Origin of the sequence: Luteimonas dalianensis, assembly GCF_049339425.1 — a bacterium.
GTDB classification, from domain to species: Bacteria; Pseudomonadota; Gammaproteobacteria; order Xanthomonadales; family Xanthomonadaceae; genus Luteimonas; species Luteimonas dalianensis.
This window is the reverse complement of the sequence record NZ_JBMPPO010000001.1, coordinates 194,922-207,809: the sequence shown is the minus strand read 5'-3', so window position 1 is coordinate 207,809 and position 12,888 is coordinate 194,922. Positions and strand designations below refer to the sequence as shown.

Below are 12,888 nucleotides of genomic sequence, written 5' to 3'. Positions count from 1 at the left end.
GCGGTCGGGCTCAGGGGTCGCGGAACAACGCGTGACAGGAATAGCAGGAGTTCAGCGTGTCGCCGATGGCCAGTGCCATTGCGGGAACGTCGTCCGCGCGGCTTGCGTTGATCATTGCTTCTAGCTGGTCGTGGAAGGCGCCGTCCATCGCCAGGAAGGCGGAGAGCTGGTCGCTGTTGCGGGGGAGTACATAGCTCCCGTCCTCGATCGCTGCCTCGGTGGCGTGCTTGGCCTCGTCCAGCTGATGGAGCTCATCCGCGATGTGGCTGACGACGCCATCACCAACTCCGCGCACGGCGTTCTCGAGGACCGTGGTCAGAAGCTCCATCTCGATCTGGACGACGTTGCGCTCGATCGCGTCTGTTTCGCCCTCCGCGGGTGTCTGGGTTGGGACGATTTCGGCCTGGTGCTGTGCAGGGGTCTCGGAGGTACAGCCCGCCGCGAGCAGCAGGGTCGAAATTGCCAGGAAGATCAAACGGGTCATGATGCGTTCCTCGGTTGACAACGGAGTGGCGCCCGCGAATCGACGCAAGGCGAGCGTACCGCATGCTAGCAGCACTATCCCGGCGCCTGTCCCGGGCCGGGACACACGACAGGATCGTGACGCTGTTGGTGATGTTCAGCGCCCTGCGGTTGCGCGCCTATCGGGATCGGGGCTGATCAAAAACCGGCATGTCGTCCGCTCAGCACGTCCAGGGTGGGGCAGGGTGTTCCGGCAGGAGCCTGGACACACCTGTCGAGCTGCTTTTCCAGATCGGCTTCCAACTTCCGCAGATCGGAAATGCGCCCACGGACATCGGCGAGCCTGCGCGCGGTGAGCAATTGCGTCTGCTCGCACGAAGAATTCCCAACCACCTGCTGGAGTGCCTGAACTTCCCTGAGGCTGAACCCCATGGCCTGGGCCCGACGGATGAACTGAAGTTGCCTCACCGCATCCGACCCGTAACGGCGTACGCTGCCTGCGGGACGCTCAGGTTCCGGAAGCAATCCGCGACGCTGGTAGTAGCGGACGGTTTCCACGTTCACGTTTGCGGCCGCTGCGAGCCGCCCGATGGTCAACGTCTGGGTATTCAATGGCCTTGACTCCGTACCATGGTACGGAAGTTAGTATAGCTCTCATGTCGCGTACGCACCCCAAATCTCCAGTCGTCGCCGTCGTTGCCGCTGGCCTCGCCACAATCGGAGCTTCGGTCTGCTGCGTGGTCCCGCTGGTGCTCGTGCTCATGGGGGTCAGCGGCGCCTGGATCAGCACTTTTACTGCGCTCGATCCCCTGAGGCCCTGGTTTAGCGCCGTCGCCATCCTGGCCCTGGTGGTGGCGTTCTGGATGCTGTATCGACCAGCAGTACGGTGCGGCGTGAATGGCTACTGCGTCGAGCCCGGCACCCTGCGGCGCCGGCGGCGTTGGCTGTGGTTGGCGACAGCCGTCATCGCCCTGTTGCTGCCCTTTCCCTATTACATCGTCTGGATCCTGTAGGAGGACGCAATGCGCAAGTGGATACTGACCCTGGTTGCTGCATTTTCGCTCGGTGCGGCCATGGCGGCCGCGCCTGCGGCCGTGGTGGTGCTCGATGCCGAGAACATCACCTGTCCCGCCTGTGGCATCACCATCAGGAAGGCGCTGGAGAAGGTGTCGGGCGTCACCGACACGAAGGTCGACACCCGGGCGGAAACAGTCACGGTGACGTTCGATTCGAGCCAGACGGATACCACCGCGATCGCGCGTGCAGTCACGGAGGCAGGTTTCCCGGCGACGGTGCGGACCGACGGTGAGTAGCGTCGAGCTCGAAAGCATCCTGACCTGTCCGGAATGCGGGCATCGGGCGCGCGAGACAATGCCAGTCACCGCGTGCCAGTTCTTCTACGAGTGCGCTGGCTGTGGAGTGGTCCTGCGGCCCAATCAGGGCGACTGCTGTGTGTTCTGCTCGTTCGGGACAGTGCCATGTCCGCCGATCCAGCAACAAAGCCCATGCTGCGGCTGATCTGCGAGCGTGGCGTCGCCTATTCCTGCGATCATCGTTACCCGGTGATGTCGGTCAGCAAGCCGATCCCGAGCGTCGCATCGGTTTTGGCAATCGATTCTTCGGCGCTGCTCATCGTTCCGGTCAATGCCCGGACCGCGTCGATGGTCTCTGGAATGACGATCGCCTGATTATCGACCATGTAGGCGTAGAACAGCTCGTCCCCCTGGACCTTCAGCATGTCCGACCACACAGCCACTTCATAGAGATTGTCATGCGGCCGGCCGAGATCGGCCATGAGTTCCTTGACTGTATTGAGAGCCGACAAGCCGGCGTCCGTGCGTATCAGGGCGATCCGCGACGATGCGGCAAACGCGTCCAGCACCTCTTCCCTGGAGGCCCGTCGGGTCAACTGCACCGACCAGTAGTGCAAGTGCGCCAGCGTCTGCGGCACTTTGACTGCCATCGTGACGACATCGAGGTCGGGGTCGACGCTCTGCGCGTCCGGTCCTTGATGGCTGGGAATCTCGGGCTCGGGGACGAGGGTGTTCATGATCCCGCCGAGATGGCTTTCCCACGGATCCGTGGCGCGGCGCAGCAGCGTCCCGCGCGCGCGCCGCAGCAGGCCCGCGTGCTTCAATGCGGTGAGGGTGCGGACGATCGAGGTTGTGTTGCAGGAAACGACGCGCGTACTTTCCCGGTTCAGCGCGCTCGAATAGCTGACCTCGGCGACGAAGGAGTGTCCGGTCACCTCGTGCTTTTCGCCGCCCTGGACGATGAACTTGATTCCCCTTTGTCGATAGACGTCGACGTTCTCCGCCGCGATCCGCTTCGGCGTGCAGTCGACCACCAGATCGCTCACCCCGAGCAGCTCATCCAGGCTTCCCGCGACGTCGAGGCCTGATTTCCGCATCGCCTCCGCATGTTCTTCGGTTGCCCCGAACAGGCGAAAACCCTTCTGCATCGCCATGCGCGGACGCCAGTCGATACTGATATCCGCAACTCCTGCGAGCTCCATATCGTCCTGCTGGGCCACGGCTTCGGCGACACGCTTCCCGATCACGCCGTAGCCGTTGACGGCCACCCGGATCTTCTTCGCTGGGCTCATTTGCTTCTCCTTGCGGCGGAATCGACCCGCTGTCATGTGTCGCAGATTGTCTCAGAATGCGGGCCAAGTATTTCACGAAAGCGGGCCCGCTACTTTCCTCGGTGCCGCATCCAGTGAACGTCTGAACATGTCGCCCCAGGGCGATCTCGGTCTGCAACTTATGCTGGATGGTCCAAGCGCGCCATAACCCTCCCGCAACCTGTGCTGCTGAATGCGGTGGCATCATTGGGCTTTGTGCCAATGGCATTCAACGTTGAAGCCGGTTTGGAGGTCCAGCGGTCCTGACCTGCCCCCCGATATCCGGGCCAGCCTGATCTTAGTAGAGTCCGTCTTACAAGAGGACGGACATGAAGAAGCGATACACCGAAGAGCAGATCATCGGCTTCCTGAAGCAGGCGGCCGCCGGCACGCCGGTCGGGGGGCTTTGCCGCAAGCACGGCTTCAGTGACGCGTCGTTTTACCTGTGGCGGCGCAAGTTCGGCGGCATGGACGTGCCCGACGCCAAACGCCTGAAGGCGCTGGAGGTGGAGAACACCCGGCTGAAGAAGCTGCTGGCCGAGTCGATGCTGGACAACGAAGCGCTGAGGATCGTGGCGCGGGGAAAATACTGAGCCCGCCGACGCGACGGGCTGCCGTCGCGGATGTGCGGGCGAAGCTGGGCCTGTCGGAGCGGCGGGCCTGCCGTTTGCTGGGGCTTTCACGCAGCGTGTTGCACTACCAGCCGCGCGTGACGAACGCGCCGTTGCAGGCCAGGCTCGTTGCGTTGGCGGGCGAACGTCGCCGGTTCGGCTACCGCCGGCTGCACATCCTGCTGGAGCGGGAGGGCTGGATCGCCAACCACAAACGGATCTACCGGCTGTACCGCAACGCTGGCCTGGCGGTGCGCAAGCGCCGCAGGCGCGATCGCGTGACGGTCGAGCGCCGTCCGCTGCAGGTGCCGTCGGGGCCGAACCACACCTGGTCGATGGACTTCGTCTTCGACGCGCTGGCCAACGGGCGCCCGATCAAGTGCCTGACGGTGGTAGACGACTGCACCAAGGAAGCGGTAGAGATTGCCGTCGGCCGAAGGATCAACGGCCAGAACGTTGCTGACATCCTGGACGTGGTTTGCCGCTTCCGCGGCTATCCCGCGGCGATCAGGACCGATCAGGGGCCCGAGTTCACCGGCCGGGCGCTCGACCAGTGGGCGACTGCCAACGGCGTGACGCTGGTGCTCACGCAGCCCGGCAAACCCACGCAGAACGCCTATGTGGAGAGCTTCAACGGCAAGTTCCGGGACGAGTGCTTGAACGAAAACTGGTTCATCTCGCTCGAGCATGCGCGGGCGGTCATCGCCATCTGGCGCAAGGACTACAACGAGGTGCGCCCGCACAGCTCCCTGCCAAAATGCACGCCCGCCGAGTTCGCTGCCGCGCTCCGCAACGAAGGTGTCCTGGCGGGTTCGACCGCCGATCGAAATCTGACCCACCGGAGCGGTATGCTCCCCAACCTGGACTCTACTAAGTAGCAAGTGGCCCTGAGAAAGGGGGCAGGTCACCAGTGATTGGCGATCCGCTCACGCTCGTTGCCGGCGTCATGCGCGAGCCCCTTTCGACCTTCCTGGTACTTGTAACAATTGCCAAAGTGGGACGATACATCGCGGTCGCGGCACTGGTTCTCGGGGTGCGTTGACTTGCCGCTGAGCTGGATTTTTTTTGACATTCGCCCGGTCCGCGAACGCTGGTGTCATAGAGTCGGCGACAAGTAGCGCCAACCAGCCCTAGGCGCCGCTCCAGCCAGAGGCGCACGGCGCGTAACTTTCCAGCCGGCTCGATTACGGTGTGTCCACCGTCTGGGAGTCAAGAAGGACCCGCACTGGTTCCTCAAGGCTGGTCATGCCGGCGCGGCGCCCGAGCTCCAAGGCTTCTTCGGGTGGCGCGCCGCTACGCGCGGAGATCATCGCCAGCAGCGCGCCGGCGCGGTTGCCGGAGGAGCAATGCAGCAGCACGGGTCCCGGTGCCTCGTCGATCCAGGCCTGCACCTGCGCAGCGTTCGCATCGGTGATGTCCTGGATGCCGCCGACGTCGAGCTGGCGGTAGACCAAGCCAGCGGTGGCGACTTCCGATGCTTCGTCGCGTCCGCCCATCTCCTCGTCTGGACGCAGATTGATGACGGTGGTGACCCCGCTTGCGCGGATCGAAGCCCACTGGGAAGGCGTGGGTTGGCCGGAGGCGAACAGACCGCTGCGCACCGCCTGCAGCGGCACCTCTTGGGCTGCGGCAGCCGGCGCAGCGTCGGCATGCCGGCTTGCTGGCTCCATGGAGGCGCAGCTGGCCAGAAGCAGCACGCCCGCAAGCGACCAGGTCAGCGCCCCAATGCGCGCGGAGATGCGGGATGGGCTGGATCTCATGCATTCAATGGTAAGACCGCGCCGGTGATGCCGCCAGGGTGGTCCGATCAAGTCCCTGCGGATTAGGCCAAGTTATCGGGGGTAGGGCGGATGGCTCCTTTCGACCCAAAGCGGACGTCTCGTTGGAACATCGCGCACCACTTCGTCCCACGGATCACTCAGGCAGCCAAGCCCGACCGCATGACCTCGTAGAGCGCAGTCCGGGTATTGCTGTCTGCCATCGAAGGGCTAGCAGCCCATGCAACGGCAAGAGCCCCCAGGAAGAGACTGAGCCGGGGCATCCCGGCGGTTCCCGGCGAGGTCAGTGTCCCCGCGCATGAAATCGAACCGCTGCAGCAGGCGCACCAGTTCCTGGACACGCACTGTCGTCGGGGCTGCGCGATCACCAGCCGTGCCAGTGCGGCAGCGGAAACAAGTACAAGCGGTGCCATGGCCGACAACTGGAACGCGCCTTTTCCCTGTAGCCCTCTCGACGCATTCAGCGGTATTGTATAACCCCATCATCCGCAGGTACCCTGCGCGGCCATGACCCGCCTGCATCCCCGCTTCTTGTTGCCGCTCCTGCGCGTCGTCGTGCTGGGTGTGCTTGCGTTGGGGCTGGCGTTCCAACCGGTGATGACAGCCGCCGGCGAGATGCATGAGCTCGCGCACGATCCGTCTGGCGCGCACAGCCACGGCCCGCATGCCAACGATCTGGACCCGGAGTTCGCCGCGGCGGACGCGCACGATCAGGACGGATCGGAGACGTTGCACCTGTTGCTGGATTTCGCCCATTGCTGTGGTTCAGCCGCGGCCGTGTTGCCGGTTCTGGATTCATTTTCCACTCAACCGGTCGCCGGTCGAATGGGGGTCGAAAAAGCGTCGCCCCCGGCCGCCTTGCGTCTGCCGAGCCCATTCAAGCCTCCGATCTTCGGATGACCGCGCCGTCGGCCTGATGCCGACTCCCGTCAATTCGATTCATCGGAGCAACCCCCATGCGTTTGCGATCAGCGGCCCTGGCCGCGTTCGTCGCCGTGTGTGCCGTGGCATTCCCCACGCACGCCGCCGACCCCCTCACCCTGGACGACGCTTTCCTCCGCGTTGCCGATACACACCCCGATCTGCGCCTGTTTGGCGCCCGCCATGAGGCCCTGAAAGCCGAACTGGATCGCTCCTCGTTGCGCCCGGCGCTGGTCGCTGGAGCCGAGGTCGAGAACGTGCTCGGTACCGGCCCGGCCAGCGGCCTGGATGGCGCCGAGATCACGCTGAGCCTCGCCTCCGTGCTGGAGCGCGGCGGCAAGCTCGATGCCCGCCGCACGCTCGCGCAAAGCCGGATCGATGCGCTGGCCATCGGGCGCGAGGCGCGGCGGTTGGATCTCCTGGCCGAAGTGGCCCGCCGCTACCTAGCAGTCGTCGGTGCGCAACGCGAAGGCGAGCTTGCGCAGTTGGGCGTCGACCAGCGCGATCGCACCGTTGCTGCGGCGCGCCGGCGTCACGAGGCTGGCGCTTCGCCCGAGTCGGTCGTACTCACCGCCCAGGCGGCCTTTGCGCGGGCCGAACTGGATAGCGCCCGTGCCCGGCAACGTGAGGCGGCCGCCCGCCAGCACCTCGCGGCCCTGTGGGGCGAGCGAAATCCCGCATTTGAGATCGTCGGCGGCGATCCGCTGGATGTGCCCCAGGTCGCGGACTTCGCGGTACTCGCCGATTGGTTGCAACGCACTCCCGAGCTGGCGCAGTTCGTCGACCAGCAGCGCATTGGCGAGGCGCGCCTGCAGCTGGCACGCAGCGAAGCGACCCCCGACTTCGACTGGCAGGTGGGCGTGCGACGGATGGCGGAGGGCGATGACTTCGGCTTGGTCGGCAGTGTCTCTATCCCGCTGGGCACCACTCGCCGGGCACAGCCGGGCATCCGTGCCGCACGCGCCGAGTTGACAGCGCTGGAAATCGAACGGGAGGCCATGGGGCTGTCGCTCTACTCCACCCTCGCTGAGGCGCATGGCCGCTTCGGAGTGGCCCGCCTGGAAGCACAGCGGCTAGGTGAGGACGTGCTTCCACGTCTGGCCAAGGCCGAAGCCGCGGCCGCCACCGCGTACCGCGCAGGCGCCGCCAGTTATCTGGAGTGGTCGAGCCTGCAGGCGGAGCACGCCGCCGCACGGCAGCAACAGCTGGCGGCGGCGCTGGAAGCCCAGCGCGCCCTGATCGAGATCCAGCGGCTGACCGGCCAGGCATTCGTCGCCGGCCCGGGCCTGCAACACAACCAAGGAGCAACCCCATGAAGCCTGTCCACCTGATTCCGGCACTGGCGCTGGCCTTGGTCCTCGCAGCCTGCGGTGGCGAGCCGGACCAGCCGGCCAAGGACGCACATGCGAACGACGCCGCCGACCACGGAACGGAGGCCGACGAACACGGCCATGAGGCGGATGAAGTCGCCAGCACGGTCATCGCTGCGGAAGTCGCTGAAAAGTCCGGTATCAAGACGCAGCCCGCCGGCCCCGGCGTGATCGCCGACGAGCATGAGGTGCAAGGCCTGCTGACCCCGGTCGAGGGTCGCGTTGCGCAGGTCACCGCCCGTTTCCCGGGCCCGATCCGTTCGCTGCGCGCCAAAGTCGGCGACCCGGTCCGCGCCGGCCAGGTGCTGGCGACGATCGAGAGCAACCTGAGCCTGAGCACCTACAGCGTCGCCGCGCCGATCTCCGGCGTGGTCGTCGAGCGCAGTGCCTCGGTCGGCGGCCTGGCCAGCGAAGGTGCGCCCCTGTTCGAAATCGCCGATCTTTCGCAGCTCTGGGTCGACCTCCACATCTTTGGCGCGGACGCCCAGCACATCCAGCCCGGCGTGCCGGTGGCGGTCACCCGCATGAGCGATGGCGAGACCGTCCGAACCACGCTCGAACGCGTGCTGCCGGGCATGGCCACCGCCAGCCAGAGCACGGTGGCACGCGCGACGATCGACAACGCCGACAACCAATGGCGGCCGGGCACAGCAGTCAAGGCGCGGATCACGGTCGCACAGGAACCGGTGGACCTGATGGTGCCGCTGACCGCGCTGCAGTCGATGGATGGCCAGGAGTCCGTGTTCGTACGTGAGGGCGAGACGTACCTGACCCGACACGTCGAACTCGGTGCCCGCGATGCCACGCAGGTGCAGATCCTCTCGGGCCTGAGTGAAGGCGAGGAGGTGGTCGTCGCGGAGAGCTACCTGATCAAGGCGGACATCGGCAAGGAAGGCGCGGCGCATGACCACTGACGCCATAGGCCGCCAGCCGGGCCTGCTGGAGCGGATCGTCCGGTTCTCGATCCGGCATCGCTGGATGATGCTGGTGCTGACCCTCGGGCTGATCGGAGTAGGCATCTGGAGCTTCACCCGGCTCCCGATCGATGCAACGCCGGACATCACGAACGTCCAGGTGCAGATCAACACCGAGGCGCCCGGCTACTCTCCGCTGGAGTCCGAGCAGCGGGTCACCTATCCGATCGAGACGGCACTCGCCGGCTTGCCCCGGCTCGACTACACGCGCTCGCTGTCGCGCTACGGCTTGTCGCAGGTCACCGTGGTGTTCGAGGACGGCACCGACCTGTACTTCGCCAGGCAGCAGGTGGCCGAGCGCCTGCAGCAGATCCGCTCGCAGATCCCAGAGGGACTGGAACCCGAAATGGGGCCGATCTCGACCGGGTTGGGCGAGATCTTCATGTACACCATCGATGCCGCGCCCGAGGCGGTCAAACCGGACGGCACGCCGTGGACCGCCACCGACCTGCGCACCCTGCAGGATTGGGTGATCCGGCCGCAGATGCGCAACACCCCGGGCGTGACCGAAGTCAACACGATGGGCGGCTTCGAGCGGCAGATCCACATCACGCCGGACCCGTCCAGGCTGGTCGCACTCGGCTTCACGCTGCAGGACATCGTCGACGCGGTGGCGGCCAACAACCAGAACATGGGCGCCGGTTACATCGAGCGCAACGGCCAGCAGTACCTGGTGCGCGTGCCCGGCCAGGTCGGCGGGATCGACGAGATCCGCAACATCGTGCTGGACCGGCGCGAAGGCCTGCCGATCCGGGTTGCCGACGTGGCGCAGGTGGGTGAAGGCCCGGAGCTTCGTACGGGCGCGGCCACCCAGAACGGCGAAGAGGTCGTGCTGGGCACCGTGTCGATGCTGGTCGGCTCCAACAGCCGCAGTGTCGCGCAGGCCGCGGCGGCGAAGCTGCAGGACGCGAACGCGAGCCTGCCAGAAGGCGTTATCGCAACGGCGGTCTACAACCGCACCGGGCTGGTCGAACGCACCATGCAGACGATCTCGAAGAACCTGGTCGAGGGCGCCCTGCTGGTGATCGTGGTCCTGTTCCTGCTACTGGGGAACTTCCGCGCCGCGCTGATCACCGCAGCCGTCATCCCCCTGGCCATGCTGTTCACGATCACCGGAATGGTGCGCGGAGGCGTCTCGGGCAACCTGATGAGCCTGGGTGCGCTCGACTTCGGCCTGATCGTCGATGGCGCGGTGATCATCATCGAGAACTGTCTGCGGCGGTTTGGCGAGATGCAGCACCGGCTAGGCCGGAAGCTGACACGTGAAGAACGCAACGACCTGACGGCCACCGCCACGGTTGAAGTCATCCGGCCCAGCCTGTTCGGCATGTTCATCATCGCCGCGGTGTACCTGCCGATCTTCGCGCTGACCGGGATCGAGGGAAAGATGTTCCACCCCATGGCGATTACCGTGGTGCTGGCCCTGACCGGTGCAATGGTGCTGTCGCTGACCTTCGTTCCCGCGTCCATCGCGATCTTCATGGGCAACCGCGTGGAGGAGAAGGAGAACCGGCTGGTCCAGTGGACGCGGCGGCGCTATGAGCCGTTGCTTGCCTGGTCGCTCCGCCGGCAGAACTGGGTATTCGGCGGGGCAATCGCCCTGGTCGCCGTGTCCCTGCTGCTCGCCACGCGCCTGGGCAGTGAGTTCATCCCTAGCCTGGACGAGGGGGACATTGCCATGCACGCGATCCGGATCCCTGGGACCGGCCTGGAACAGTCGGTAAAGATGCAGCTCGCCGTCGAGGAGCGGTTGATGCAGGTCCCCGAGGTGGAGCGGGTCTTCAGCAAGATCGGCACGGCGGAGGTGGCGACTGACCCGATGCCGCCGAACGTGGCCGACACCTTCCTGATGATGAAGCCGCGCGAGCAGTGGCCGGACCCGCGCAAACCCAAGGGCGTGCTGATCGACGAGATCGAGGCGGTCGTGGCGACGCTTCCAGGCAACAATTACGAGTTCACGCAACCGATCGAGATGCGCACCAACGAGCTGATCTCCGGCGTGCGCGCAGACGTGGCGGTCAAGGTGTTCGGGGATGACCTGGACACGCTGATCGAAGTGGCCGAACAGGTCGAGGCGGTTGCCAGGCAGGTCGAGGGCGCGGCCGACGTCAAGACCGAACAGGCGACAGGCTTGCCACTGCTGACGATCGTGCCGGACCGTGCCGCCCTTGCGCGCTTCGGCCTGAATCCGGGTGTCGTGCAGCAGACGGTTGCGACCGCAGTCGGTGGGCAGGTCGCCAGCCAGTTGTTCGAAGGTGACCGCCGTTTTGACATCGTGGTCCGGCTGCCGGAGAACATGCGCGTCGACCCGGCAGCCCTGCAGGACCTGCCGATCCCCTTGTCCGACAATGCGAACGCGGACCGATCCAGCCTGGAGCCCAGCTGGGCAACGGCGCGGACGGTGCCTTTGCGGGAGGTTGCGAGGATCGAGAGCCTCCTCGGGCCGAACCAGGTCAACCGTGAGAATGGAAAGCGCCGGGTGGTGGTCACCGCCAACGTACGTGATCGCGACCTGGGCGGGTTCGTTGAAGATCTCCAGCAGCGCATCGAGCAGCAGGTGAGCGTCCCGAACGGCTATTGGATCGACTATGGCGGCACGTTCGAGCAGTTGATCTCGGCCAGCCAGCGGCTCGCAGTCGTGGTGCCGGTGACCCTGGTCCTCATCTTCGGCCTGTTGTTCATGGCGTTCGGCTCGGCCAAGGATGCGGTGATCGTGTTCAGTGGTGTGCCGCTGGCGCTGACCGGGGGTGTGGCCGCACTGGCACTTCGCGGCATTCCGTTGTCGATCACCGCAGGGGTTGGCTTCATCGCCCTGTCCGGCGTCGCCGTTCTCAACGGCCTGGTCATGATTGCCTTCATTCGTAACCTTCGGGAACAGGGGCAGTCGCTGGATGACGCGGTCTTCAACGGCGCACTAGGGCGGCTGCGGCCGGTCCTGATGACGGCCCTGGTGGCGTCGCTCGGCTTCGTCCCGATGGCACTCAATGTCGGCACCGGGGCGGAGGTACAGCGTCCGCTCGCCACCGTGGTGATCGGCGGGATCGTGTCCTCCACGCTGCTCACCCTGCTGGTGCTGCCGACCCTCTACCGCCTTCTGCACCGCGGCGACGCAGCGAAGCCGCAACCGGAGGCCTAACGAAGTGAGCGAAGAGAAGATCGAAATACACGACGCGCACCAGCGCCGGATCCTGTTGATCGTCCTCGCCCTGAACCTCGCGCTTGCCGCGGGGTTCGGGGTCACGGGCGTCGCCGCCGGCTCAAGCGCTCTGATCGCAAATGGACTGGACAATGCGTCCGACAGCGCCGTCTACATCATCACCCTGCTCGCACTCAGTCGCTCACAAGCCTGGAAACGGTCGGCGGCCAAAGTGTCCGGCTGGCTGCTGATCCTGTTCGCCGCTGGGATCCTGGTCGACGTGGGCCGTCGGTTCCTGGGTGACGCCGAGCCCATTGGTACGACGATGATGGTGATGGCGCTGGGGGCCGGCCTGGTAAACGCGACATGCGTGTGGCTGCTCAAGAAAATCCGGCAGGCCAATGTGAACGTGCGTGCCGCGACGACCTTCAGCACCAACGATTTCATCGCCAACGCAGGCGTGCTCGTGGGTGGCGGACTGGTGCTGTGGACCGGGCGGGCCTGGCCCGACCTCGTCGTGGGGCTCGCAGTGGCGGCGATCGCCCTGAAAGGGGGCATCGAGATCCTGCAGGATGCCCGTGGCGAAGAGGACGCTTGAGTGCCGACCTAGGATGGCGGGTGGCGCAGCGTGTCGAGGATGGCGCACTGGCCGCGCTCGCCGCCGCTGCAACTGCCAATCACCCGTTCGAGCTCCGAGGCCATCCGCTGAAGGTCGTTTAGCCGGTTCCGGATGTCCAGCAGGTGCCCGCGGGCAAGACGGTCGACATCCTGGCAGGACAACCCGTCGTCTTCGGCCAGGCCCAGCAGGCTGCGGATCTCCTCCAGCGAGAAGCCCAGTTCGCGTCCGCGGCTGATGAAGCGCAGCCGATCCGCGTCGGCGGGACGGTAGTCGCGATACCCGCCCGCCGTGCGCGGCGGGGCAGGCAACAACCCGATGCGCTCGTAGTAGCGCACGGTTTCGGGATGGCACCCGCTGCGCTCCGCGACCTCTCCGATCTTCATGGGCTTGACTC

Annotated in this window: 15 protein-coding genes; 10 read left to right on the top strand and 5 right to left on the bottom strand. The window is 65.7% G+C overall.

Annotation, left to right across the window (positions count from 1 at the left end):
- Positions 1-10: 10 nt before the first annotated feature.
- Together ACOZ90_RS01010 and ACOZ90_RS01005 are read right to left on the bottom strand one after the other, a co-directional pair.
- Positions 11-484, bottom strand: coding sequence for a hypothetical protein (locus tag ACOZ90_RS01010; protein ID WP_422891760.1), 474 nt, complete (start codon positions 482-484; stop codon positions 11-13).
- A 176-nt stretch (positions 485-660) separates the two neighbouring features.
- A complete protein-coding gene (locus ACOZ90_RS01005; protein ID WP_422891759.1) occupies positions 661-1,074 on the bottom strand; it encodes a MerR family transcriptional regulator in 414 nt (137 codons plus the stop codon).
- A gap of 44 nt (positions 1,075-1,118) precedes the next feature.
- Between ACOZ90_RS01005 and ACOZ90_RS01000 the strand changes: the two genes are divergently transcribed.
- From ACOZ90_RS01000 to ACOZ90_RS00990, 3 genes are read left to right on the top strand one after another with little or no spacing between them, the layout of a single operon-like run.
- Positions 1,119-1,475 carry a mercuric transporter MerT family protein gene (locus ACOZ90_RS01000; RefSeq protein ID WP_422891758.1) on the top strand — a complete coding sequence of 119 codons (357 nt, stop codon included), beginning with the start codon at positions 1,119-1,121 and terminating at the stop codon, positions 1,473-1,475.
- A gap of 9 nt (positions 1,476-1,484) precedes the next feature.
- Positions 1,485-1,775, top strand: coding sequence for a heavy-metal-associated domain-containing protein (locus ACOZ90_RS00995; RefSeq protein WP_422891757.1), 291 nt, complete (start codon positions 1,485-1,487; stop codon positions 1,773-1,775).
- Positions 1,723-1,980 carry a GDCCVxC domain-containing (seleno)protein gene (locus ACOZ90_RS00990; protein WP_479724348.1) on the top strand — a complete coding sequence of 86 codons (258 nt, stop codon included), beginning with the start codon at positions 1,723-1,725 and terminating at the stop codon, positions 1,978-1,980. The genes ACOZ90_RS00995 and ACOZ90_RS00990 overlap by 53 nt, the downstream gene beginning before the upstream one ends.
- A 37-nt stretch (positions 1,981-2,017) precedes the next feature.
- Here the strand turns inward: ACOZ90_RS00990 and ACOZ90_RS00985 are convergent, their stop codons facing one another.
- Positions 2,018-3,067 carry a type II glyceraldehyde-3-phosphate dehydrogenase gene (locus tag ACOZ90_RS00985; RefSeq protein ID WP_422891755.1) on the bottom strand — a complete coding sequence of 350 codons (1,050 nt, stop codon included), beginning with the start codon at positions 3,065-3,067 and terminating at the stop codon, positions 2,018-2,020.
- 347 nt (positions 3,068-3,414) lie between these two features.
- Between ACOZ90_RS00985 and ACOZ90_RS00980 the strand changes: the two genes are divergently transcribed.
- Positions 3,415-4,574, top strand: a protein-coding gene (locus ACOZ90_RS00980) for an IS3 family transposase (RefSeq protein WP_422891754.1) whose coding sequence is annotated in 2 segments (ribosomal slippage) — positions 3,415-3,673 and positions 3,673-4,574 — 1,161 coding nt in all. Because the reading frame shifts where the segments join, the coding sequence is not laid out codon by codon here.
- Positions 4,575-4,880: 306 nt separating this feature from the next.
- Here the strand turns inward: ACOZ90_RS00980 and ACOZ90_RS00970 are convergent.
- Positions 4,881-5,456 (bottom strand): protein tyrosine phosphatase family protein, encoded by a 576-nt coding sequence (locus ACOZ90_RS00970; RefSeq protein ID WP_422891753.1) that lies wholly within the window; start codon positions 5,454-5,456, stop codon positions 4,881-4,883.
- Positions 5,457-5,818: 362 nt separating this feature from the next.
- On the opposite strand from ACOZ90_RS00970, the gene ACOZ90_RS00965 reads away from it, so the two are divergent.
- The 6 genes from ACOZ90_RS00965 (at position 5,819) to ACOZ90_RS00940 (ending at position 12,473) form a co-directional block, all read left to right on the top strand.
- Positions 5,819-5,920, top strand: a complete 102-nt coding sequence (locus tag ACOZ90_RS00965; RefSeq protein ID WP_095209460.1) for an SEC-C metal-binding domain-containing protein — start codon at positions 5,819-5,821, stop codon at positions 5,918-5,920.
- 61 nt (positions 5,921-5,981) lie between these two features.
- Positions 5,982-6,374 (top strand): hypothetical protein, encoded by a 393-nt coding sequence (locus ACOZ90_RS00960; protein ID WP_162202221.1) that lies wholly within the window; start codon positions 5,982-5,984, stop codon positions 6,372-6,374.
- Positions 6,375-6,430: 56 nt separating this feature from the next.
- Positions 6,431-7,711: a TolC family protein gene (locus tag ACOZ90_RS00955; RefSeq protein ID WP_189495809.1), complete on the top strand. Its 1,281-nt coding sequence runs from the start codon at positions 6,431-6,433 to the stop codon at positions 7,709-7,711.
- Positions 7,708-8,679, top strand: coding sequence for an efflux RND transporter periplasmic adaptor subunit (locus tag ACOZ90_RS00950; RefSeq protein ID WP_422891752.1), 972 nt, complete (start codon positions 7,708-7,710; stop codon positions 8,677-8,679). Before ACOZ90_RS00955 ends, ACOZ90_RS00950 begins: the two co-directional genes overlap by 4 nt.
- A gap of 22 nt (positions 8,680-8,701) precedes the next feature.
- The gene (locus ACOZ90_RS00945; protein ID WP_095209459.1) at positions 8,702-11,875 is read left to right on the top strand and encodes an efflux RND transporter permease subunit; all 3,174 of its coding nucleotides are present in this window, start codon (positions 8,702-8,704) and stop codon (positions 11,873-11,875) included.
- A 4-nt stretch (positions 11,876-11,879) separates the two neighbouring features.
- Positions 11,880-12,473 carry a cation efflux transmembrane domain-containing protein gene (locus ACOZ90_RS00940; RefSeq protein WP_095208872.1) on the top strand — a complete coding sequence of 198 codons (594 nt, stop codon included), beginning with the start codon at positions 11,880-11,882 and terminating at the stop codon, positions 12,471-12,473.
- Positions 12,474-12,481: 8 nt separating this feature from the next.
- Here the strand turns inward: ACOZ90_RS00940 and ACOZ90_RS00935 are convergent, their stop codons facing one another.
- Complete coding sequence (locus ACOZ90_RS00935; RefSeq protein WP_095208871.1) at positions 12,482-12,877, bottom strand: MerR family transcriptional regulator; 396 nt, start codon at positions 12,875-12,877, stop codon at positions 12,482-12,484.
- Positions 12,878-12,888: the final 11 nt, after the last annotated feature.